General features: G+C 62.6%; 20 protein-coding genes. 12 read left to right on the top strand and 8 right to left on the bottom strand.

The features are described from left to right. Positions 1-233: 233 nt before the first annotated feature. Complete coding sequence (locus tag VGN68_RS08785) at positions 234-1,409, bottom strand: tyrosine-type recombinase/integrase (RefSeq protein ID WP_327452602.1); 1,176 nt, start codon at positions 1,407-1,409, stop codon at positions 234-236. A gap of 586 nt (positions 1,410-1,995) precedes the next feature. On the opposite strand from VGN68_RS08785, the gene VGN68_RS08780 reads away from it, so the two are divergent. Further along, complete coding sequence (locus VGN68_RS08780) at positions 1,996-2,307, top strand: hypothetical protein (protein ID WP_327475844.1); 312 nt, start codon at positions 1,996-1,998, stop codon at positions 2,305-2,307. A 12-nt stretch (positions 2,308-2,319) separates the two neighbouring features. Here the strand turns inward: VGN68_RS08780 and VGN68_RS08775 are convergent, their stop codons facing one another. Continuing rightward, entirely contained in the window at positions 2,320-3,843 is a 1,524-nt protein-coding gene (locus VGN68_RS08775) for an acyl-CoA synthetase (RefSeq protein WP_327475842.1), read from the bottom strand. Positions 3,844-3,982: 139 nt separating this feature from the next. Here VGN68_RS08775 and VGN68_RS08770 point away from each other — a divergent pair, with 139 nt between their 5' ends. From VGN68_RS08770 to VGN68_RS08750, 5 genes are read left to right on the top strand one after another with little or no spacing between them, the layout of a single operon-like run. Continuing rightward, positions 3,983-4,291 carry a hypothetical protein gene (locus tag VGN68_RS08770; protein ID WP_327475840.1) on the top strand — a complete coding sequence of 103 codons (309 nt, stop codon included), beginning with the start codon at positions 3,983-3,985 and terminating at the stop codon, positions 4,289-4,291. A 5-nt stretch (positions 4,292-4,296) separates the two neighbouring features. Then, on the top strand, positions 4,297-5,802 hold the full coding sequence (locus tag VGN68_RS08765; RefSeq protein ID WP_327475838.1) for a class I adenylate-forming enzyme family protein: 1,506 nt from the start codon (positions 4,297-4,299) through the stop codon (positions 5,800-5,802). 8 nt (positions 5,803-5,810) lie between these two features. Further along, on the top strand, positions 5,811-6,803 hold the full coding sequence (locus VGN68_RS08760) for an enoyl-CoA hydratase/isomerase family protein (RefSeq protein ID WP_327475836.1): 993 nt from the start codon (positions 5,811-5,813) through the stop codon (positions 6,801-6,803). Then, on the top strand, positions 6,800-7,762 hold the full coding sequence (locus VGN68_RS08755; protein WP_327475834.1) for a CoA transferase: 963 nt from the start codon (positions 6,800-6,802) through the stop codon (positions 7,760-7,762). The genes VGN68_RS08760 and VGN68_RS08755 overlap by 4 nt, the downstream gene beginning before the upstream one ends. Then, complete coding sequence (locus VGN68_RS08750) at positions 7,762-9,099, top strand: amidohydrolase family protein (protein ID WP_327475832.1); 1,338 nt, start codon at positions 7,762-7,764, stop codon at positions 9,097-9,099. The genes VGN68_RS08755 and VGN68_RS08750 overlap by 1 nt, the downstream gene beginning before the upstream one ends. On the opposite strand, the gene VGN68_RS08745 is transcribed toward VGN68_RS08750, so the two are convergent. Together VGN68_RS08745 and VGN68_RS08740 are read right to left on the bottom strand one after the other, a co-directional pair. After that, a complete protein-coding gene (locus VGN68_RS08745) occupies positions 9,096-10,280 on the bottom strand; it encodes a thiolase family protein (RefSeq protein WP_327475830.1) in 1,185 nt (394 codons plus the stop codon). The two genes, VGN68_RS08750 and VGN68_RS08745, sit on opposite strands and share 4 nt — an antisense overlap. Further along, positions 10,277-10,690 (bottom strand): Zn-ribbon domain-containing OB-fold protein, encoded by a 414-nt coding sequence (locus VGN68_RS08740; protein ID WP_327475828.1) that lies wholly within the window; start codon positions 10,688-10,690, stop codon positions 10,277-10,279. The genes VGN68_RS08745 and VGN68_RS08740 overlap by 4 nt, the downstream gene beginning before the upstream one ends. A gap of 132 nt (positions 10,691-10,822) precedes the next feature. Here VGN68_RS08740 and VGN68_RS08735 point away from each other — a divergent pair, with 132 nt between their 5' ends. Genes VGN68_RS08735 through VGN68_RS08715 form a run of 5 tightly spaced genes read left to right on the top strand, consistent with a single transcriptional unit; the run spans position 10,823 to position 17,284 of the window. Beyond that, complete coding sequence (locus VGN68_RS08735) at positions 10,823-12,136, top strand: amidohydrolase family protein (RefSeq protein WP_327475826.1); 1,314 nt, start codon at positions 10,823-10,825, stop codon at positions 12,134-12,136. 13 nt (positions 12,137-12,149) lie between these two features. Then, a complete protein-coding gene (locus tag VGN68_RS08730; protein ID WP_327475824.1) occupies positions 12,150-13,424 on the top strand; it encodes a cytochrome P450 in 1,275 nt (424 codons plus the stop codon). 13 nt (positions 13,425-13,437) lie between these two features. Further along, the gene (locus tag VGN68_RS08725; protein ID WP_327475822.1) at positions 13,438-14,913 is read left to right on the top strand and encodes an aldehyde dehydrogenase family protein; all 1,476 of its coding nucleotides are present in this window, start codon (positions 13,438-13,440) and stop codon (positions 14,911-14,913) included. Positions 14,914-14,924: 11 nt separating this feature from the next. Next, positions 14,925-16,157: a CaiB/BaiF CoA transferase family protein gene (locus VGN68_RS08720; RefSeq protein ID WP_327475819.1), complete on the top strand. Its 1,233-nt coding sequence runs from the start codon at positions 14,925-14,927 to the stop codon at positions 16,155-16,157. A 14-nt stretch (positions 16,158-16,171) separates the two neighbouring features. After that, positions 16,172-17,284 carry a Gfo/Idh/MocA family oxidoreductase gene (locus tag VGN68_RS08715; protein WP_327475817.1) on the top strand — a complete coding sequence of 371 codons (1,113 nt, stop codon included), beginning with the start codon at positions 16,172-16,174 and terminating at the stop codon, positions 17,282-17,284. 28 nt (positions 17,285-17,312) lie between these two features. On the opposite strand, the gene VGN68_RS08710 is transcribed toward VGN68_RS08715, so the two are convergent. Genes VGN68_RS08710 through VGN68_RS08695 form a run of 4 tightly spaced genes read right to left on the bottom strand, consistent with a single transcriptional unit; the run spans position 17,313 to position 21,054 of the window. Further along, the gene (locus tag VGN68_RS08710; protein WP_327475815.1) at positions 17,313-18,482 is read right to left on the bottom strand and encodes a thiolase family protein; all 1,170 of its coding nucleotides are present in this window, start codon (positions 18,480-18,482) and stop codon (positions 17,313-17,315) included. Further along, positions 18,479-18,874 (bottom strand): Zn-ribbon domain-containing OB-fold protein, encoded by a 396-nt coding sequence (locus tag VGN68_RS08705; protein ID WP_327475813.1) that lies wholly within the window; start codon positions 18,872-18,874, stop codon positions 18,479-18,481. Before VGN68_RS08705 ends, VGN68_RS08710 begins: the two co-directional genes overlap by 4 nt. Beyond that, positions 18,871-20,271, bottom strand: coding sequence for an MFS transporter (locus tag VGN68_RS08700; RefSeq protein WP_327475811.1), 1,401 nt, complete (start codon positions 20,269-20,271; stop codon positions 18,871-18,873). Before VGN68_RS08700 ends, VGN68_RS08705 begins: the two co-directional genes overlap by 4 nt. Further along, positions 20,272-21,054: an SDR family oxidoreductase gene (locus tag VGN68_RS08695; RefSeq protein WP_327475809.1), complete on the bottom strand. Its 783-nt coding sequence runs from the start codon at positions 21,052-21,054 to the stop codon at positions 20,272-20,274. It lies immediately after the preceding gene. On the opposite strand from VGN68_RS08695, the gene VGN68_RS08690 reads away from it, so the two are divergent. Then, positions 21,035-21,844 (top strand): TetR family transcriptional regulator, encoded by an 810-nt coding sequence (locus tag VGN68_RS08690; RefSeq protein ID WP_327475807.1) that lies wholly within the window; start codon positions 21,035-21,037, stop codon positions 21,842-21,844. The genes VGN68_RS08695 and VGN68_RS08690 overlap by 20 nt on opposite strands. Positions 21,845-21,909: the final 65 nt, after the last annotated feature.

The following is a 21,909-nucleotide window of genomic DNA, read 5'->3' as shown; positions in this document are numbered from 1 at the left end:
CAGCCGCAGGCGCCGCGGCGTGCGCGGCCCGGTGGCGGGTCGGGCGAGGCAGGGCCGCGCCCGGAACAGCGCCCTGCGCTGTTTACCCGCCGCAAGAGCCGCGCGCCCGCGGCGTCAAGAAGCGAGACATGAGCGCTGCGCGGCCAACCGTGCAAACGCGCGACCTCTGGCGGCGCCTGTCGCCGCCAGCGTGCGCTCAATTGATGCCGCGCTCCTTGAACCGCCATTTTGCCTTATTTTTTGGACCGTTTTGCGGGGGGTTTTTGCGACTCCGATGCGACGAATGCTCCCCAGTCAGACATCAACTGCATTCTGAGCACTTTCAGGTCGCTTCGCAGATATGCCTTTTCGACCGCAGTACCTACGCTGTGAGCGAGCGCCATTTCCGGAACCATCGCCGGTACGTGAGGCATCTTCTCGGCAGCCCAGTCTCTAAAGCTGGAACGGAAGCCATGAACAGTTTCCGATCTTCCGGCGAGTTTCATCATTTTCGACAAGCTCATGTCTGCCAGCATCTTTCCATGAAATGATGGAAAGATCAGACCTTCATCGCAGAATTGTTCGCTCGCCAGCTTGAGAACGTCGATTGCCTGCTGGCTAAGCATGACCACATGGGGCTCGCCAGATTTCATTATCGATCCGGGTCGCCGCCACTCTCGCGCCTTGAGATCGATCTGGTCCCACCTCGCCTTTCTAACTTCGCCGCTCCTTGCGGCGGTCAAAATTGTGAATATCAGCGCCAAGCGGGCGGGCGACGCATCTTTCATTCGCTCTGCGGCGTAAAAGGTCGGTAATTCGGAGAATGGAAGCGCAGAATATCCCTTGGATTTCGGCTGTTTGGCCAGACCCCGACTAAGGTCGGCAAGCTCCGGCAAGGGCGAAGTGCGCCATCCGTGCGACTTAGCAAAGGCGAGCACTTGGAGGATTCGATGTCGAACTTTGCGGGCGATCTGAGGCTTTGCGGTCCATATCGGCCCAAGGGCGGCCAAAATCTGGGCAGTTTCAATATCGCTTACGCGCTTCCGTCCGAGTGAGGGGACGACATGGAGGTCTAGCGAAGACTTAAATTGGAGAGCCGTCTTTTCCGACCATCCCTTGCCAAGCTCCGCATAAGCAAGGTCTGCGGCCTCTTGGAAGGTCACCACGCGGATTTTCCCACGGTCGCGTTCTGCGATCGCGTCGTTGCCCAGTCGGGCAATTCGGCGTAAACGAGAAGCAGAGTCTCGAGCCTCAGCCAAACTTACATCGTCGACTGAACCCAAGCCGATATCCTGCCGCCGGCCTTGATGCTGCACGCGCAAAATCCATGACCGGGACCCGCTAGGCTTTACGCGCAGATAGAGCCCTTTCCCGTCACCGTATGTCCCCGGGCGGGCATTTTTTACCTTCAGAGATGTCAAATTCGCCATGTGAAGCCATCATTTCCGTCCCCACATTCGTTCCCACACCGAGGTTGCGCTGTAGGGAAATACAATGCAACGTAATGAGAGAATTATATCACAATATCAGTTGTTAAGACACACAAACCGACCTGTGCTGAGATGTGGTAAAATGGCAAAAAATTGGCTACCCGGGGAGCCAGCACTTTTGAAAAGTGCCGATATTCTTTTCTACCAAAAATTTATCGGCGAAGTTTGACCTTCGTTCAGGACGGGTGGCTATCGCCATTCGCGGCCGATCATTGCCACAATGATCGTAAGAACGGCGGTAGGCTTTATCGCAGCACTTCGACGCTATCCGCTCCGCCAACGAATTGCGCGCAAAGCGGGTCGGGCACAAAAAGCCTACTTTACCAACTGTAGAGCAAAGCGCTTTGGGGACGGCGCGGGTTCGCCGCAGTGGTCGCGGATAAGCGCCACATTGAGACCGGGACCGACTTGGCGTAAGATGCGAGCGAGCGATCTTGCTCGCTAGCCGCGTGGATAGCTGACGGCCGGATGTAGACCGATTGATTCGACGATTCGATCGTCCCGTTCCGCCTCAAGGGAATAGCATGTGACCGACTTCTCCATATTCCGCAATCGGCTGGCAGAGCTGCCGGAGCTATGCGCGGCGGCGCCCGAAGGTTTCGGCGGGGGCGTTAACCTGCTGCTGTCTTGCGGAAGCCGGGACATTCGGTTCGCGCTGGCTGAGGCGGAAGCTCGCGGAATCGCGGCCCGTGGGGTAGGGAGAATGCATATCTTGATCGAAATTGAAAATGCCCTGCCGGACAAGGATTGGGTCGAAACGGTGGGGAGCGAAATAGCGCATTATTTTGAGCAAATCGGTGGCACCGATCCGCAGATCGGCATCGATCGTAATTCGTAAGAGTCCGTTGCGTCAGGACCAGTAACGCTTTCGGATTTCCTGCTTGTAGAGCTTACCGGTCTCGTGCCGCGGGAGCGCCGGATCAAAATCGATCGAGCGCGGGCATTTCAAATGGCTGAGATGGGCACGGCAATGATCGATAAGGCGCGCAGCTAAATCGGGTCCTGCGTCCTCCCAGCGATGCGGCTGGACAACCGCCTTCACTTCCTCGCCCATTTCCGGATGCGGGACCCCGATCACCGCAGCATCAGCAACTTCCGGGTGCAGAATCAAAAGATTCTCCGTCTCTTGCGGATAGATATTCACACCGCCCGAAATGATCATGAAGCTTTTGCGGTCGGTGAGGAAAAGATAACCGTCATCGTCGACGTGACCGATGTCGCCGAGCGTGCTCCAGCCCGCATGGTCGGGGTGGCGCGCATCGCGCGTTTTTTCCGCGTCGTTCAAATACTGAAAATCCCACCCGCCTTCGAAGTAGATGAGGCCGTCGCACCCCGCGGGCAGTTCGCGGCCATCTTCGCCGCAGATATGCAGCGTTCCCCAATCGGCACGACCGACCGATCCTGGCTTCGCCAGCCATTCCTGCGGGGTTATGAAAGTCGACCCATTCCCTTCCGACCCACCATAATATTCGTAGATGATCGGACCGAGCCATTCGATCATTTGCCGCTTCACCTCGATGGGGCAAGGCGCCGCCGCGTGGACGATCTTTTCCAGCGACTTAAGGTCATAGCGGTTGCGCGTCTCGGTCGGCAGCGCCAGCAAACGAATAAACATCGTCGGCACCATCTGCATGAAGGAAACGCGATAGTGCTCAACCAACCGGAGTGTTGCCTCGGCATCGAACTTGTCCATGATGACGAGCGTCGCGCCGAGCCGATGCGCCGCCATGCCGTAGGCGAGCGGAGCGGTGTGATAGAGCGGCGCCGGACAAAGCAGAACGCTCCCTTCGCCCACGCCGTATCGTCCGGAAATCCGGTCGGCGAGCATGTGCGGCTCATCTGCCGGACCGCCAGTCAGCGGGAGCCGGATTCCCTTCGGACGCCCCGTCGTTCCCGACGAATAGACCATATGAAAGCCTGCGCTTTCGTCGGCAATTGGCGTGGGCGGATAGCAGCCAAGCGACCGATGCCAGGACTCCGCGCCGTCCAGCGCCGTGCCGATGTCGAAAATATGCAAAACGCCGGGAGCCAGCGACGCCCGGCCTGCAATGAACGCGCCTGCAGCCGGAACGTCGGCATGCGTGACGAGCAGCTTCGCGCCACTGTCGTTCAGGATATAGGCCGCTTCATCTGCCGTAAGCTGCGTCGAAATCGGGCAGATGTAGAGGCCTGCCCGTTGTGCCGCCCAGTAGATCTGATAGAATTCCAGACAGTTTTTCAGCCAGATCGCTACCGTATCGCCCGCCGTGATCCCGCGCGCACGAAACAGCTGTGCTCCGCGGTTCGCCGCCGCCTCAAGGTCAGCATAACTGGTCACCGATCCATCGGTCGCCATAATCAGCGCCGGACGATCGGCGGCCGTACGCGCGAACAATCTTGGATGCATCGCCAACCTCTCTGGTATTTTTGAGTTATATAACTACGTTTACTTTCTATGTCGATTGACATATTGACCGATGAAAGCCGACACGACGGCAAGGCCTTCGCGTGCTGTGGGAAAGGATATGAGGATAATGGACCTGAAACCGGGTTCGCGCTGGAAGAGCGCGGTGTGCGACGCGCAACTCGTCGTGGTCCGCCCGCCCAAGGCCGCGGGCGAACTGCAATGCGGCGGTGCGGCGGTCGTGCCGATCGACGATCCGGCGCCGCCGACCGGCGCGGTAGATCCGGGTTTTGCTGACAGCGTCGTGATCGGCAAACGCTATGTCGATGAGGAAAGCGGACTCGAGGTGCTTGGCGCCAAGCCCGGCAGGGGGTCGCTTGCCTTCAACGGCGCGGCGATGACGATCAAGGGCGCCAAGCCGCTTCCTGCCTCGGACTGACAATCATGCGCACCTCGTTGCTCCTCGATATTGCTGCCGACGCCTGCCCCGACCGAGCGGCGCTGGGCTGCGGCGACGACGCGTTCGATTTCGACTCCTATCGCGCCCGCGCGCGTTGCGTCGCCGCGTGGCTGGCCCGGCAGGGCAAGGCGAACACGGCCTTTCTGGGCATGAACGGCACCGCGCTTCCCGTGCTGCTCTTCGCTTGCGGGATGGCCGGCACGCCGTTCGTTCCGCTCAATTATCGTCTAAGCGACGGCGAGCTGAACAAGCTTGTCGCAAGGACCGCGCCTTCGATCCTGATCGTCGACGACGATATGCTGCCGCGAATCGCCGCGACGGATGGAGTCGAACTGATCGCGCGGAGCGATTTCGAGGCCGAGTTCATGGCCGGGCGCACCCCCGACACCCACGAACCGCCCGAAGCCGACAACGACATCGCGGTGCTGCTGTTTACGAGCGGCACCACGGGCGATCCCAAGGCCGCGGTGCTCCGCCACGCCAACCTCACCTCTTATGTGATGTCGAGCGTCGAATTCCTTGGTGCCGACGCGGACGAAGCAGCGCTGGTCAGCGTCCCCGCCTATCATATCGCCGGGATTTCGGCGATCTTGACCGCAGCCTATGGCGGGCGGCGGATCGTCTATCTGCCCTCCTTCACCGCCGAAGACTGGGTCGCCACGGCCGCCTCCGAAAGCATCACGCATGCGATGGTGGTGCCGACAATGCTCGATCGCGTTCTCGACGTCATGGCAGCGACCGGCGAGACGCTCCCCGCTCTCCGCGCCCTTTCCTATGGCGGCGGTAAGATGCCCGAGCCTGTCATCGCGCGCGCCTTGGCGATGCTGCCTCATGTCGCCTTCGTCAACGCCTATGGCCTCACCGAAACCAGTTCGACGATTTCCCTGCTCGGCGCCGACGATCATCGCGCCGCCTTCGCCTCCGACGACCCCATCATCCGGCGACGGATCGCATCGGTCGGCCAACCGCTGCCAAGCATCGAACTTGAGATCCGCCGCGACGACGGCACACCCTGCGGCCCCGGCGAGCACGGCGAGATCCACGTCCGCGGCGAACAGGTCTCTGGCGAATATCTGCACAAAAAGGCCATCGCCGAAGATGGTTGGTTCGCAACCAACGATGCGGGCTGGCTCGACGAAGGCGGATATCTGTTTGTCGAAGGACGACTGGACGATGTGATCGTGCGCGGCGGGGAAAATATCTCGCCGGGCGAGATCGAGGATCTGTTGCGCAGTTTCGACGATATCGCCGATTGCGCGGTGCTTGGTATCCCTTGCGAACGCTGGGGCGAAAAGGTTGTCGCCGTGATCGTATCGCGGTCGGGCGCTCCCGACACCGCTGCAATGGCGACGGCGATACGCGAAAGACTGCGATCGACCAAGACGCCCGAGGCATGGTTCGTCCGCGACGAGCTTCCCTATAACGAAACGGGTAAGCTGCTGCGCCGGATATTGAAGGCCGAACTGGCGGAAGCCGCCTGCGCCGATTAACAAGGCCCATGACCGGCCCCGACCATCTCGACGCCGACCGGCTATCGGCCCCCTGCGGGCAGCCGGTGCTGGTCGTCGATGCCGCGACATGGCGACGACCGGCTGTGCCGATTCAGGCGGTGGTGATCGGCGTCGACCGCGACGGCGTGCTGCCGACCACAGCGCCCGACGACTTCGACATGATGCTGACAGCGGCGAGCGCTGCGCCACCCCCATGGGTGTCGCTCGACGCCGGGGATTTCGACGTAGCGGTTGAACGGCTTGCGGAAGCCGTCCGCCGGAACCCGCAAGCATCGACGATCGCGGCCGCCGTGCTACGGCTTACCGCAGCGCTGCCCCTCGCCGATGCACTGACGATCGAATCCTTCGCCTATTCGGCATTGCTGGGCGGTGCGGAATTCGCGCGCTGGCGCAAGGAAAACGAAAATGGGTCGTCCTCGCCCAGTCCGCCAGCGCCGCTGCTCATCGCGCGCGACGGTAATCGCATTACGCTCACGCTGAACGATCTAGAAAATCGCAACGCGATGACGGCGGCAATGCGCGATGCCCTGTACGAAGCTTTGGCGAACGCGCTCGACGACCCGAGCCAGCCGATGGTCCGCCTGCAAGGGGCCGGCAAATGCTTCTCGACCGGCGGCGATCTCGACGAATTCGGAACAGCGCATGATCTGGCCGAGGCGCATCTCGTGCGAACGTTGCACAGCTGCGCCCGCGCGCTCGATGCGCTCGGCGAACGAGCGGAGGTGCGCCTGCACGGGGCCTGTATCGGGTCGGGGATCGAGGTAGCCGCCGCCGCGCACAGGCGAATCGCAGCGACCGATAGCTGGTTCCAGCTGCCGGAACTGACGATGGGACTGATCCCCGGCGCTGGCGGCACCGCCACGGTGGCAAGAGCGATCGGACGCCACCGCACGATGTGGATGCTGCTTTCGGCGCGGCGGATCGGTGCAGCGCAGGCGCTCGATTGGGGCCTGGTTCATGCGATCGACGACGAGCGATGACAGCGCTCCTCGATATCGTGGCGGATGCGGGCGCACGGCTGGTCCGGGCGTCGGGAAGTTCGATCGCATTCGACGCGCGACGCGCCTTGTCGCGTACCGACGATCTCGCGCTTGACGAGCCGGGCCTTTGCTCGCCCAATCGCCATTGCCGCCTTGTGCCTTGCCGCGAAGGTTGGATCGCCGTCTCACTCGCGCGCGACGACGACCGCGACCTGGTTCCCGCTTGGACCGGCACGACGTTCGGCGACGACCCATGGGAAGCGATCGTCCATAGCGCGGCGCATCGGACGGCCGCCGAGATGGTCGATGCCGCGATCCTGTTGCACCTGCCCGTCGCGCGCGTAGGCGAAGCGGCGCCGCTGGCTCCGCAGGCGCTGTCCGGCGGCGGGCGCGACGATGGCATCATAGTGGATCTGTCGGCGCTCTGGGCCGGTCCCTATTGCGGCGCGCTGCTCGGCGAAGCGGGACTCGAGGTCGTAAAGGTCGAAAGCCCCATACGGCCCGACCCCACCCCGGTCCATACGCCCCGGCTCGACGCGCGGCTCAATGGCCGCAAAAGGCGGCTAAGCATGGCGCTCGATACCGCCGAATTGCTTGCTTTGATCAGCGACGCGCGCGTGTTGATTACATCGGGGCGACCGCACGCGCTGGCGAAGCTCGGGCTGAATGAGCAGCGGTTGTTCGCGATCAATCCCGGATTGCTCTGGGTCGCGATCACCGCGCACGGCTGGGGCGGCGACGCAGCAATGCGGGTCGGGTTCGGCGACGATTGCGCTGCGGCAGGCGGGCTTGTCGGGTGGAGCAATAATGCGCCAAGCTTTCTCGGTGACGCCGTGGCCGACCCCCTGACCGGATTGACCGCGGCGACGCTGGCGCTGGAAGCGCTCGCTGCGAAGCAATGTGGGTTGCTCGATGTCCCGCTCGCGCGCACCGCCGCCAGTTTTGCGACGTTGCTCTGATGCGTGAGCGCTTCGACCTGCTTATCCGTAACGCCCGTGACGCGGAGGGCGCGAGGCTGGAGGTCGGCGTAAGCGACGGACGGATTGCCGCCATCGGGCCGGATATCCAAGGGTCCGGCCCGGAGTATGATGCGCGCGGACAGATTGCCGGGCCGGGGCTGCACGACCACCATCTTCACCTGATGGCCACCGCAGTGCGGATGGATTCCGTCGATCTGACCGGCATAGCTAACGCAGATGCTGCTATTGCCAGGCTGCGCGCGGATGTCCGAGCGCCCGGCAGTTGGGTGCGCGCAATCGGTTACGATGAGCGGATCGCTGGCCTGCCCGACCGCGCCATGCTTGACGCCTGGATGCCCGGTCATCCGCTCCGTATTCAGGACCGCACCGGGGCTTATTGGCTGCTGAACAGCGCGGGAATCGCGAAACTCGGCGCCCCGCCCTATCCCGACAGCGTCGAACGCGACAGCGACGGTCAGCCAAGCGGTCGCATCTGGCGTGGTGATGCGTGGCTGCGCGAGCGGATCGGCGGCGCACCACCGTCGCTCGCGGCACTCGGCGCCAAATTCGCCGCATGGGGGGTTACCGGGGTGACCGACGCCGGCGCATCGAACGGCCCGGCCGAGGCAAGTCTGCTCACCGGAGCGCTACCGCAGCGGCTGGTGCTGATGGGGAGGGAAGACCTGCCCGCCGGCGACGGCTACACTCTCGGCCCGGTCAAGCTGCTGCTCGATGAAAATGACCTGCCCCTGCTCGATACGCTCGCGGAGCGCATCAAGGGAGCACGCGCACTGAACCGAAACGTCGCGGCGCATTGTGTGACGCTGGGCGAACTCGTCTTTTACCTCCAAGCGCTCGCGGACGCGGGCGGATCGCGGCCCGGCGACCGCATCGAACATGGCGGCGTCATCCCCGAAAGCCTGATCGGCGACATTGCGGCCGCCCGGCTGACCGTGGTCACCCAGCCAAACTTCATTCATGACCGCGGCGACCGCTATCTGGCGCAAATGGACGCGCAAGAGCTTGCCGATCTCTACCGACTCGGGTCGCTGCTGAACGGCGGCGTCCGGGTACTTGGCGGATCGGACGCGCCCTATGGCGATGCCAATCCGTGGATAGCGATTCGCGCGGCGACCGATCGGCGCACGCGGGAGGGCCACCTTATTGGCGCAGACGAAGCGATCGACCGGCGGGCCGCGCTGGCACTTTATCAGCCCGCTCCGCTCGCTGCCGCGTCGCCCGCCGACTTGATCCTCTATGAATGGCCAGAAGAGGCGCGCGCGCTTGCCACTGTGGGGCTTACGCTGATTGGCGGCGACATCGTGTGGCAGCGCTAATCGCGCACCAGCAGCATCGCCCCTGCAAGCGGGCCGCCTGACGTCGACGTCGCGCAAATTTGGGGGTCACCGCTGACTTGCCGTTTGCCTGCGCGGCCCCACAATTGCGTGCAAGCTTCGTGCACGGCGCCATAAGCATGCAATCGGCCACCCGACAGCGCCCCCCCGCCCGTGTTCACCGGCAGGTCGCCATCCAGCGCGATCCGCGTTCCGCCCTCAATGAAATCCTTGGCGCCATACCGCTCGCAAAAGCCGAAATTTTCGAGCCAGTTGATCGTGTGAAAGCTGAACCCGTCGTAAAGCTGCGCAATATCGACATCGGCAGATTTGAGGTCGGTGCGGCCCCACATCATCTCGGCGACCTTCGGCTGCGCTTGCGTGTCGAGCGCGTCGAGTTGGGTCCAGCTGTTGCGGTAGCGCATCGACGAGCCGATCGCCTCGATCCGGATCGGCGGGTTCTTGAGGGTGCGTGCAATGTCCATGCGGGAGACGATGATTGCCGCGGCACCATCGATCGGCACGTCGCAGTCGTAGAGCCGCAGCGGTGTCGCGATCAGCGGCGAGGCAAGATAGTCGTCGAGCGTGATCGGCGTCTTATAGATCGCATTGGGATTGAGCGCGGCGTTGCGGCGCTGGTTCACCGCAATCTGCCCGACCTGTTCAGGCGTGATGCCGCTTTTGTGGACGTAGAGGTTGAAGAACAGCGCCTGCTGCAAAGCCGCGGCGTAAGTATAATAGGGCGCATACCACGAAAAAGGCCCTGCCTGCCGTTGCCCCTCGCGGAGCAGGGAATTGGCATAGGACGACTTGCGCGCCGTCGCTTCGTACATTGTGCGAAATATGAGGACGTTGCGGCAAAGCCCCGCTGCGATCGCGCCGATTGCATTGAACACCGCGCCATATTGGCCGGGAGCCTCGCCGCCGCCGCCGTACCAACCGACCTCCAGTCGCAAGGCATCCTGCAGCGCCGCGCATCCGACCGGCGAGAAGCCCGATCCGTCGGCGCGCTCACCGGGCCATGTCGCGAAGCCATCGATATCGGCGCGCGTCAGGCCGGCGTCGGCGATCGCTTCGAGCGCGGCATCTACGGTGAGCGCGAGCGCCGACTTGGTCGCGCCGCGCGAAACTTCGGACATGCCGACGCCGGTGATGGCGGTGTTTTTCTCGGCAAAGCGGGTCATGAATGCACCGGGCGAAACAAGGGGATCCAGACGTCTTCCACCCGTTCGAACACTACCTCGACCGGCATGTCGAAGATGACGCCCTGGGGCGCGCAGTCGACGATGTTGCAGGGGATGCGGACATCCTCCTGTTCTTCGATCGCAACCAGAGCGAGGACATAAGGGACGGGGAGATCGGGCACCCACGATTTGTGGTTGACCGTGAAGGTCACCACCCTGCCCCGCCCCGATACCGCATGCGGCATGACGTCACGGCTGTCGCATTTCGGACAGAATGGCACCGGCGGATGGACGAAATAGGCGCAGTCGGCACAGCGATGGATGGCGAGCTTCCCATCAACGCCCCATGTCCAAAAGGCCTCGCTGTCGCGGTCGATGACCGGCAGGATGCGCGCGGGCGCTTGCGTCATATCGTTCCTCATCCCTGTCAACGCGAGCGTTCGCCCGACTTATCACACCAGGTGATAAACCAATAGTTGACACATCGTCAATTTTTGCGATGATGCACGCAACAACAAATCAACCGGAAGAGGAGAGTCGCCATGCAGATGGACGACATGGTGATCATCAGCGTCGACGATCATGCGATCGAGCCCCCCGAGGCGTTCATCCGCCATTATCCCGCAGGAAAGAAGGACCGCGCCCCGCGGATCGTGCAGGACAAGGGCAAAGATGTCTGGTTGTGGAATGGCCAACGCTTCCCCACCATCGGCCTTAATGCCGTCGTTGGCCGGCCGCGGAGCGAATATGGCATGGAGCCCAGTTCCTTCGATCAGCTTCGTCCCGGCACCTATGATCCGAAGCTTCGCGTCGACGACATGAACGCTAATGGCGTGCTCGCGTCGCTCAACTTCCCGACCATGCCGAGCTTCGCCGGCGGCACCTTCGTGGGAATGGCGCAGAAGGATCCTGAAGAGGCGCTGCTCGCGTGCCGCGCTTGGAACGACTGGCATGTACAGGAATGGTGCACTGCCGCGCCCGGCCGGTTCATCCCAATGTGCCTGATCCCGATGTGGAACATGGACGACACGCTCGCCGAATTGAAACGGATGCGCGATTTGGGCGTCCATGCGGTCAGCTTCTCCGATAATCCCTCGAACATCGGCTTGCCGAGCATCCATAACGAATATTGGGAGCCGTTCTGGAAAGCGTGCTGCGACTACAAGATGGTGATCAACTGCCATATCGGCACCGGCGCGCGCGCGATGCATCCCTCACCCGAAAGCCCGATCGACGCGTGGATCACCGCGATGCCAATCTCGATTGCCAATTCGGCCGCAGACTGGACTTTCGCGACCTTCTGGCAGCGCTATCCCGATCTGCGCATGGCGCTCAGCGAAGGGGGCATCGGCTGGATTCCCTATTTCCTCGAGCGCGCCGATTTCACGCACGAGCATCATCACGAATGGACTTTCACCGATTTCAAGGGCGAGCGCCCGTCGGACCTGTTCAAACGCCACATCATCTGCTGCTTCATCGACGACCAGTTCGGGGTGAAGAACCTTGAATATATGAACGAGGATATGGTCTGCTACGAATGCGATTATCCGCATTCGGACACCGTATGGCCCAATGTTCCCGAATATCTCTGGGCGTCGGTCAACGGGCTGTCGAAGGAAACGATCGACAAGATCACGCATCAGAATGTGATGCGTGAGTACAGCTTCGACGCCTTCGCGCTGAACGGCGGGCGCGAAAATTGCACGGTCGCGCATCTGCGCGAACTGGGCAAGGACGTCGATGTCAGCCCGCGGCACAATCTGGGCGGGCTCAAGACCGACAGCATGGATGCGATCGGCCAGGCGCGACGCCCCGTAACGTCGGGCGATATCGAACGCATGTTCGCGTCGGCTTGATCGGATCGGCCCCATGAGTGAAACGATGTCCCGTTGCCCGATCGCACGCGCGCCGGCAGATGCGCCTGCCGTTCCTGCGCATGTCCCCCCCGAACTGGTGCTCGACACGCGCTTCGCCCAGGGCCAAGTCGCAAATGACCTGCCCGATCCGTACCTGCCGGCGGATGCCATGCGCTCGCCCGACGTGCCGCGCATTCTTTACTACCCCTGGCCAACCAGCGGACGACAGCATGGCGCGTGGACGGTGTCGCATTACGACGACATTCGCCGCGTGTATGAGGATAATGACCTGTTCTCGACCGAGGGCGCCGCGCAATTCCAGGCGCTCGCGGGCGAGAGCTTCCCCTCGATCCCGCTCGGCATCGATCCGCCGGATCATGGCCGCTATCGCAAATTCCTGAATCCTTGGTTCACACCGGTTGCGATGAACGACATGGAGCCAAAGATCCACGCGATCGTGACCGAGATGATCGACGCGGTGATTGGCGACGGTGAAGTCGATATCGCTTATGATTTTGGGCGCATCTATCCGGTTCGCGTGTTCCTAAACCTGATGGGCTTTCCATTCAGCATGTTCGACCAATTCCTCGAGTGGGAATATGCGATCCTGCACAATCCCGATATCGGCGCCAAAGCCGAAGCGGTGAAGGGCATCCTTGCCTATCTACGCGGCTTCATTGCGGAGAAGCAGGCGAAACCTGACGAGACACTGGGCAGCTATATCGCCAACGGGCAGATAGACGGCACGCCGCTAACCCCCGACGAAACGATCGGCATGACCTGGTTCCTTTGGCTTGGCGGACTCGACACCGTCGCCTCGACGATCAGCCAGATGTTTCGCCGCATGGCGCTCGACACCGCGTTGCAGGCACGCATCCGCGCCAACCCTGAGGTGGTGAACAGCGCGGTGGAAGAGTTCCTCCGGGTTCAACCGCTGGTCAATAGCGGCCGCCGGATCAAGAAGGATTTCACCTGGCACGGCGTCGACCTGAAGGAAGGCGACTGGATCGCGTGCATCAACAGCTCGGGCAATTTCGACGAACAGCAATTTGCTTGCCCGCGCCAGTTCGACCCGGAGCGCAAGAACAACCGGCACTTCACGCTGATTGGCGGCGTGCATATCTGCCTCGGCGCGCATCTGGCGCGGCGCGAGCTACGTGTGCTGCTCAGGGAATGGCTGACCCGCGTGCCGCCGTTCACGATCAAACCCGGTGCTGACACCACGGTAATCCCGGGGCTTTTGTCGATCCGCAATCTGCCGATCGTCTGGGACGCCAAAACCGCCTGACAGGAACAAAACTATGGCATTTTTGAAATATGACGACGCCATCTATGTCGGCGGCGAATGGCAGAAGACTGACCGGCGCGAGGCTGTGATCAACCCCGCCGACGAAAGCCTTATCATTGAAGCACCGGTCGGCAGCGCGGCGCAGGTCGACGCTGCGATCGGTGCGGCGCGCATCGCTTTTGATCAAGGGGATTGGGCCTATATGCCCGTCGCCCAGCGTCAGGCGATCCTGACGCGCTTTCTCGATGCGCTCGACGCGCGGAAGGCGGCAATAGTCGATATGATCGTCGCGGAGGCCGGCGCCACGCGGATGCTCGCCGAGTTCCTGCAATATGGCATTCCGATGAAACATGCGCGCCGGACAGTCGAGCTCGCTTCGCGGCCTGCGGTCTCGTCGCTGCCAGTCGAGCTCACGCCCAACGCACAGGGCCGCACAACGCTGGGCACCGGGGTTGTCAGTCGTGAGCCAGTCGGCGTCGTCGCCGCGATCTCGCCCTATAACTTTCCGTTCTTTCTCAATATCGGCAAGGTGATCCCGGCACTTGCTGTCGGCTGTACGGTCGTCCTTAAGCCTTCGCCCTACACGCCGATGGAAGCGCTTGTGCTCGGCGAGATCGCCGATGAAGTCGGACTTCCGAAAGGCGTGCTGAGCATTGTCACCGGCGACATCGAGACTGGCAAGCTGCTGACCACTGACCCGCGAGTCGACCTCGTCCACTTCACCGGGTCCGATAAAGTCGGCGCGATGATCCAGGCGCAGGCGGCGCCGACGCTCAAGCGTATCGTGATGGAGCTTGGCGGCAAGTCGGCGCTGATCGTCCGTGCCGACGCCGATATCCAGAAGGCGGCGGCCGCGGGCATTATGGGGTTTACCACGCACGGCGGCCAAGGATGTGCGCTCACCACGCGGCATCTCGTCCACAACAGCATCCGCCCGCAATTTGTCGCGGCGATGCAGGCGATGCTGGGGCATCTCAAGATTGGCAACCCGGCCGACCCGAACGTCAATTATGGCCCCCTGATCCGCGAAGTCGCGCGCAAGCGCACCGAAGACTATGTCGCGATCGCGCAGGACGAAGGGGCGACACTGGTTGCGGGCGGCAAACGCCCCAGCGGCCTCGACAAAGGTTTCTATTACGAGCCGACACTATTCGACAATGTGAAGAACGACAGTCGATTGGCGCAGGAAGAGGTGTTTGGGCCGATCGGCGCTGTCATCGGTTTCGACCACGATGACGAAGCCATCGCGATGGCCAACCACAGCGATTTCGGCCTGTCGGGCGCGATCTATTCGGCTGACGCGGGGCAGGCTTATCGAATGGCGCTCAAGCTGCGCACCGGCGGGGTATCGATCAACGGCGGCGCCGGCACGATGCAGTCCGACGCGCCGTTCGGCGGCATCAAACGCTCGGGTTATGGCCGCGAATATGGCGAGGATGGCCTCAACGAATTCACCTATCAGAAAGTCATCGGCTTCCACGCCGAGTAAGGAACAAGCGCATGACCAAAGTGATGTCCGGCATCCGCGTCCTCGAGGTCGCGCAATTCACCTTCGTTCCGGCCGCTGGCGGCGTGATGACCGACTGGGGCGCCGACGTGATCAAGATCGAGCATCCGGTGCGCGGCGATGCGCAGCGGGGCATCCAGATGCTGCAACGACTTGCCGTCAATCCGCAGCGCTCGTCGCTGATGCAGCATCCCAATCGCGGCAAGCGCAGCGTCGGCATCGATATTTCGACCGCCGAGGGGCAGCAACTCCTCTACGAAATCGCCGCGACGTGCGACGTGTTCCTGACCAATTATTTGCCGAGCCAGCGCCAGAAGCTGAAGATCGACCTCGAGCATATTCGCGCCGCCAATCCGGACATTATCTATGTTCGCGGCAGCGCGTTCGGCGACAAAGGCCCCGAGCGTGACAAGGGCGGGTTCGATTCAACCGCATATTGGGCGCGCGGCGGATCGGCCATATTGGTAACGCCCAAAGCGCTTGATGGACCGCTGACCCAGCCCGGCCCGGCCTATGGCGACACGATCGGCGGCATGAACATCGCAGGCGGGATTGCGGCAGCGCTGTTCCACCGCGAGCGCACCGGCGAGGCGACCGAGGTCGATGTGTCTTTGTTGTCGTCGGGGATTTGGGCGACCGCCTGCTCGATCGACGTCGCGATGGAACTGGGCGCGGATCCGTTCGAAAATCAGATGCCCGGCGGCAGCCAAGCGGTCGGCACCAATCCCTTCATGGGCGTGTTCAAGACATCCGACGGCAAGTTCATCAACCTGACCGTCTTGTCGCCAGGCCCCTATATAGAGGATGTGTTCGGCCATCTCGGCATCGCCGACGCGGCAAAGGACGAACGTTTTTCGACCGCCGAGGCCATTATGGCGAATGCGACCGAGGCCTATCCGCTGGTCAAGGAAGCCATTGCGGCCCGGCCCTATTCCTATTGGGTTCAGCATCTCAAAACGATGAAGGGGCAATGGGCCGCCTATCAGTCGGTTCACGACGTCGCGAGCGACGAACAAGTGCTGGCGAATGATTTGATCTTCGAGGTCGAGAGTGCCGATGGCGGCGCGCCGATCCGGCTCGTCGCGAATCCGGTGCAGTTCAACCGCGAGGGCGTCGAGAATAGCCGCGCGCCCGAGGCATCGGAGCATACCGAACTGTTTCTGATGGAATTGGGGCTCGAATGGGACCGGATCGAGGATTTGAAGAACAAGAAGGCGATCGCCTGAGCGGCGGGCGCGGCATGGCCTCCCCTCCCCTTCGCGTTGGCATCATCAGCGCCGCGTGGGGCGCCAAAGCCCACCTGCCCGCATGGCGCAGCCTCGACGGGATCGAGGTCACCGCAATCTGCACCTCGCGGCCCGAGACGGCCGCAAAAGCTGCCGCCGAGTTCGGCGTTGCGCGCGCGTTCCATGATTTCCGCGACATGGCCGCCGATCCCGATATCGACATCGTTGATTGCGGCACGCGCCCGCCTTTACGCTACGCCATGGTGATGGCGGCGCTCGGCGCGGGCAAGCATGTGTATAACGGCATTCCCTTTGCCAGGAATCTGACCGATGCCCGCGCGATGACCGATGCGTGGCGCAACGCGGGGACGGTCGCGATCGTCGATGCCTTCATGCAGGCGGTTCCGGCGATGGTACAGATGAAGGCGATGGTCGATGCAGGCTGGATAGGCGACGTTTTCGGCGCAGATATCGCGTTCGAGGTGCCTTTGTTCAGCGCATTGCAGACCAATGTGCCCGGCTATGTCTGGTTCGCTGATCCTGCCAACGGCGCGAGCGCCGCGCGTAACCTGGGCAGCCACATGCTGCATCTGTTGGTGCATTTTTTCGGGCCGGTCACATCTGTTGCATCAGATCAGACCTTGGCGCTGAAGCAATGGCCACTCAATGGCGACCTGATCCGCCCCGAGGTGCCCGACCGCGCGTCGCTACTCTTGCGCCACGCATCGGGATTGCCGACGCGGGTGGAGGCTAACTGGTCGAAGATCGGCGGCGAAGGGTTTCGCTTCTCAGTGTGGGGATCGGCGGGCAGGCTCGAAGCACGCGCGCCAGTGTTTCCGATGGCGCATGATACAAGGCTGTTCGGCACCCAGGATACGGCGCTGGGCACCGCGATGATGGAGGAGATTGGGGTTGCGCCTGCGTGTCTGAAGGTACCGGGTTGCCATGCGGTTGCAGACCGGCCCGAGACCGGACTGCTGGCGCTGGCGTCGATTTTTGCAGCGATGCGTGATGCGATCCACGGGGTCGGCAAGGCGGCGCCCGACTTCGCCCAGGGGCTGCATGTGCAGGAGGTGGTCGAGGCGGCGGTGATGGCAAGCGACGAGCGGCGGTGGATCGACTTGTAATCGCCCTCCCGCGCGGGCGGGAAGAAAGCTAGTCGCGCCGGATCAGCATCGATCCCGCAATGAACCCACCCCCCATTCCGCACACCGCCGTCTTCGCGTCCGCAACTTGCCGCCCGCCGGCATCGCCCCACAATTGCGTGCAAGCCTCGTGCAACAACCCGAAACCGTGCAGTCGCCCACCCGACAATTGTCCGCCGCCGGTGTTGACCGGAAACCGTCCGCCAGGACCGATATTGCCCTCGGCAATGAAATCCTTTGCCTCGCCATGGCCGCAGAAGCCGAGGGCTTCGAGCCAATAAGGTACGAAGATGCTGAAACCGTCGTATAGCGCGAGCATGTCGACGTCGGCGGGTTTGAGGTCGGTGCGTCTCCACATATCCGCCGCGCTGTCATGCGCGCCCATCGTCGTCAGGTCAGCGCGTTGGTCCCATGTTTCCTGCGACGCGAGCGCCGCGCCCATCGCTTCGATTGTCAGTGGGGCGCGCGCGCAATCTTTGGCGGCGTCGGCGGCCGAAACGATCACCACACATGCCCCGTCGATCGGTACGTCGCAGTCGAACAGCCCGAGCGGCGACGAGATCATCCGCGCGCCCAGATAATCGTCCATCGACAGCGGCGCCTGCATCACCGCCGATGGATTATGCTGGGCAAAGGCGCGCTGACCGGTTGCGACGAGTCCCAGATGCTCGCGCGTCATGCCGAATTCATGAAAATAGCGCGTCGCCATCCAGCCCGCCCAGTTCGATGCCGACATGGCGTTGGCAGGGACAAGATAGCTGTACCAGCCGCCTAGCCTGGCGCGACCCGCACCCGGGATGCTCGCGCGCTGGGTCGCGGTCTGCGAACTGCTTTCGGTAAGCGCGCGGAAACAAAGGACATGACGCGCCTGCCCGGTTGCGACCGCCATTGCCGCGACCATCAGCGGCGCCATCTGGGACGGACCATCGGGCACCGCACCGTGCCAGCGGGTCTTGAGGCCGAGTGCGTTGCGGACCTCGCCGGTACCCAGTGGCGACATGCCAGGCGAATTGTCGGCTTTGCCCGGATAGGTCGAAATGCCTTCGATATCGTCCTTGGTGAGCCCGGCGCATTCGAGCGCGCGCTTCGCCGCTTCGGCAAGATGCGCCATTGCGGGGCGTCCGGTCTTGCGCCCGATGTCGGACATGCCGACGCCCGTAATCGCTGCATTCAGCGTCATTGCGCCGGCTCCCACTGCGGAAACCAGATGTCTTCGATGTTGGCGAAGGTTATGCGCATCGTTTGTCCGATGGCGACACTTTCGGGGTCGGTTCCGACAACTTCGGCGGTGACGCGGACGCCGGGGGCGCCGTCGAGATCGACCACGGCGAGGGCAAAGGGGACCTGCATTCCGGGAGCCCATTGCTGGTGGTTCACCGTGTAGGTATAAACTGTGCCGGTCCCAGGAGCCGCCCTGCTTTCAACCTTTTCGCTCCAACACTTCGGACAGATCAGCTGCGGCGGGTGGATCGCGTGGTCGCAGTCGGCGCAGAAGGCGATCATCAGTTTGCCGTCGGCGCCGCCGGTCCAGAAGGCGGTGTTTTCGGGTGTGAGTTCGGGGAGTGGTCTCATGGCTGTTCCTGCGGTGAAAATTGTCGCGGCAGCGCAAACGCGACGAGAATCGCCACGAGACAGATGCCGACGATGACAGTGACGGTTAGGTCGTATGCGAACGGCGAGGGATAGATTTCATCGCCGCGGCGCACGACATCGACCGCGAGCAAGGTCGTGACCATCTGCGCGCCGATGCCCAGAAACAGCTGGCGGATGACGGTTAGCATTCCCGAAATCTCGCTGATCCGTTCGGGCGGCGAGGCCTGCGCGATGACCGTTGGAGCGACCGAGAAAAGCATCGTCGCGCCAAAGCTGATCACGATGAGCTGCGCGACCGCGAGCGCAAAGCTGTCAATTTCGAGGACGAACCATAACAGCCACCCGGCCGTGGTGATAAGGCCGCCAACAACAAGCGCGATCCGACCTCCACCCCGGCCCGCCAGCCAGCCTCCGAGCGGCCCCGCGAAGGTCGAACTAAGATTTGAAGGGAGCTTTGCCAGACCGGCCATGGTCGCGGTCAGGCCAAGTCCGGCAACGGTCCATGCCGGCGCCTGGAGCAACAGCGAGAAGAACACGGTGATCTGAAGCGTACTCATCGAGACGAGCGCGGTGACGGCTCCGCCGACGGCGATCGTGCGGTCGGCGAAGCTGCGGATGGCGATCAGCGGATTGGCGCTGGCCAAGCTGCGGCGAACCCACCAGGCAACGAGCGCGACGCCGAGCGCCAGCGCGCCCAGCGACATCGGATTGCCCCAGCCCCAGCTTTTTCCCATGCTGAAATAGACAAGCACGAGCGCCACGCCGGGTGCAAAGGCCAGGCCGGACATCCAATCGACCGCCTGAATCGATGGGCGCCGGATCGAAACGGGCACGAAGGCGAGCGTCGCGAGCGCAGCGGTCACGCACAGTCCGGCGCTGGTGAAGAAGATGCCATGCCAGCTGAACTGATCGACGATCATGCCGCCAACGACCAGCCCTGCCGCGGTGCCGATCGACGCACCCGATATCATCAGGCCGATCGCCATGGGCGCGCGATCCTTGGGCATATTTTCATGCACCAGCCCGATGCATAAGGGGAGGATCGCGCCGGTGACCCCCTGCATCAGCCGACCGGCGAGCAGCACCGGGAAGTTGGTCGAAAGCGCGCTGATCAGCGAACCGATCGCGCCGATCGCCAGCACGACAATCAGCACCCGCCTTCGCCCGAACAAATCGCCGAGACGGCCGACGACCGCCGCAATCGCCGCGCCGACGATGAGATAGCCGGTGATCAGCCAGCCGACCATTGCGGGGTTGCCGAAATCCTCGATCAGCTTTTTGAGCGCCGCGAGAATCATTGCGGTTTCGAACGACCCGGTGACCTCGGCAACCCACAACGCCGCGATCAGCAGGGGGAGATTGCGTTTGGGGGTCACTTACGTCTCAACCGTCTTGGCCCCATCGGGCATCCCAACCTGCGCGGCGCGAACCTCGATCAAGTCGACCCCGATGTCGGCGGGAAGACCGACGACCGCGAGCAGCGACGCGGCCATCGATTCGGGCGTGGCAGATTCGCCCGACATCGACGCATGACCCGTTTCAACGATCTTTTTGTAGAAGGCCGCAACAGTCTCCTGCGACCATGCCTTGCCGCCCGAGCCCCCCTTGACCGAGCCCGAGCGGAGGATCGTGACGCGGATATCTTCCGAGCGGAGCTCGTCGCGCAGGCCCTGACAAAGCGTTTCGACCGCCGCCTTGGTCGCGGCATAAAGCGCCAACATCGGGAAGGGCATTCGAACCGATTCACTGCTGATCGCGACGATCTGTCCCTTGGTTTCGCGCAAATGCGGAATCGCGGCGCGGATCAACCAGGCGACGCCGAGGATGTTGATATCGACATGATCACGGATCAGGTCATCGCTGCCATGTTCGAACGCGAAGGGATGGTAGATCGCGGCGTTGGCCACGACGACATCGATGCGGCCGAATGCCGCCACCGTTTGCGCAATGGCGGCATCGACCGCTGCCGAAGAAGTCACATCGCACGGCAGCGGCAGGACGGCGTCGCCAAATTGCTGCGCCAGACTGTCCAGTTCTTCGGAGGGCCGGGCGAGGCAGGCGACGCGCATCCCCGCCCCCGTCAGGGCAGCGACGAAATGTCGGCCCATTCCCTTTGAGGCACCCGTGATAACGGCAGTTTTGCCGATCAGCCTTTCCATCCCAAATCCCCAATTTACTGTGCTTTTCGCTTTTTTTGACGATACGTCAACTTTTTGCCTTATCGCAACCCTGCTGTTAGGAAGAGGAGTCTATTTTGACCGGGAAACGAATTTGACGACACAACAACCAGCGGTGGATGCGCGGCGCGTGGCGTCCGATGCGGTGATTGATGGAACTGGTCGCAAGCTGGGCGCCAAAGGCCAGCGCACCCGTCAGCAGCTGATCGATGTCACCGTCGCGCTGCTGGAAACCCACGGGCTGCGTGACGTGTCGGTGGTCGATGTCGCCCGCGCCGCCAACACATCGCCGGCAACTTTTTATGTTTATTTCAAAGGCGTACCAGAGGTTGTTCTGGCAGCGCTTGAAAATGCCACGCAAACGTCCCCGGAACTGGAAGCGATCGTGGCGAGCGACTGGCTGGCCCCCGGGGCCGCCGCAAATGCGCGAGCGTTCGTCGATTGTTATACCGATATCTGGAACCGCAACCGGACGATATTCGTGGTGAGAAACCTTGCTGCCGAGGAAGGCGACGCGCGCTTTTACGAAGCGCGGATGACCTTGGCGCGCCCCATCCTGATGGCGATCAGCGAGCAGGTCGAACGCGCGCAAGCGGCTGGTCGTATCCCAGCCGACCTGTCGCCGCGTTCGTGCGCCGGAACGATGCTGATGATGCTGGAACGTCTCTCGGCTATCGGCCCGATGAGCCGCGAAGATGACGGCGTCGGCTACGCCGACCTCAAGGCCGCAGCGGCGTACAGTATATCGACGATGCTGGGCGCCCGCGGGTAGCTGTGGCAATCCCCGCTGCTGCTTCGCGATGGGGAGCCAACAGCGGCATAACCGCCGTTGGAGGA

Source organism: Sphingopyxis sp., from assembly GCF_035998965.1.
GTDB lineage: Bacteria > Pseudomonadota > Alphaproteobacteria > Sphingomonadales > Sphingomonadaceae > Sphingopyxis.
This window is presented reverse-complemented; position numbering and strand designations above follow the sequence as displayed.

Excerpts from the sequence above, each read along its gene's own strand:
- VGN68_RS08785 (WP_327452602.1), bottom strand. The coding sequence starts at position 1,409 with ATGGCGAATTTGACATCTCTGAAGGTAAAAAATGCCCGCCCGGGGACA.
- VGN68_RS08770 (WP_327475840.1), top strand. The coding sequence starts at position 3,983 with ATGGACCTGAAACCGGGTTCGCGCTGGAAGAGCGCGGTGTGCGACGCG.
- VGN68_RS08765 (WP_327475838.1), top strand. The coding sequence starts at position 4,297 with ATGCGCACCTCGTTGCTCCTCGATATTGCTGCCGACGCCTGCCCCGAC.
- VGN68_RS08760 (WP_327475836.1), top strand. The coding sequence starts at position 5,811 with ATGACCGGCCCCGACCATCTCGACGCCGACCGGCTATCGGCCCCCTGC.
- VGN68_RS08755 (WP_327475834.1), top strand. The coding sequence starts at position 6,800 with ATGACAGCGCTCCTCGATATCGTGGCGGATGCGGGCGCACGGCTGGTC.
- VGN68_RS08750 (WP_327475832.1), top strand. The coding sequence starts at position 7,762 with ATGCGTGAGCGCTTCGACCTGCTTATCCGTAACGCCCGTGACGCGGAG.
- VGN68_RS08745 (WP_327475830.1), bottom strand. The coding sequence starts at position 10,280 with ATGACCCGCTTTGCCGAGAAAAACACCGCCATCACCGGCGTCGGCATG.
- VGN68_RS08740 (WP_327475828.1), bottom strand. The coding sequence starts at position 10,690 with ATGACGCAAGCGCCCGCGCGCATCCTGCCGGTCATCGACCGCGACAGC.
- VGN68_RS08735 (WP_327475826.1), top strand. The coding sequence starts at position 10,823 with ATGCAGATGGACGACATGGTGATCATCAGCGTCGACGATCATGCGATC.
- VGN68_RS08730 (WP_327475824.1), top strand. The coding sequence starts at position 12,150 with ATGAGTGAAACGATGTCCCGTTGCCCGATCGCACGCGCGCCGGCAGAT.
- VGN68_RS08725 (WP_327475822.1), top strand. The coding sequence starts at position 13,438 with ATGGCATTTTTGAAATATGACGACGCCATCTATGTCGGCGGCGAATGG.
- VGN68_RS08720 (WP_327475819.1), top strand. The coding sequence starts at position 14,925 with ATGACCAAAGTGATGTCCGGCATCCGCGTCCTCGAGGTCGCGCAATTC.
- VGN68_RS08715 (WP_327475817.1), top strand. The coding sequence starts at position 16,172 with ATGGCCTCCCCTCCCCTTCGCGTTGGCATCATCAGCGCCGCGTGGGGC.
- VGN68_RS08710 (WP_327475815.1), bottom strand. The coding sequence starts at position 18,482 with ATGACGCTGAATGCAGCGATTACGGGCGTCGGCATGTCCGACATCGGG.
- VGN68_RS08705 (WP_327475813.1), bottom strand. The coding sequence starts at position 18,874 with ATGAGACCACTCCCCGAACTCACACCCGAAAACACCGCCTTCTGGACC.
- VGN68_RS08695 (WP_327475809.1), bottom strand. The coding sequence starts at position 21,054 with ATGGAAAGGCTGATCGGCAAAACTGCCGTTATCACGGGTGCCTCAAAG.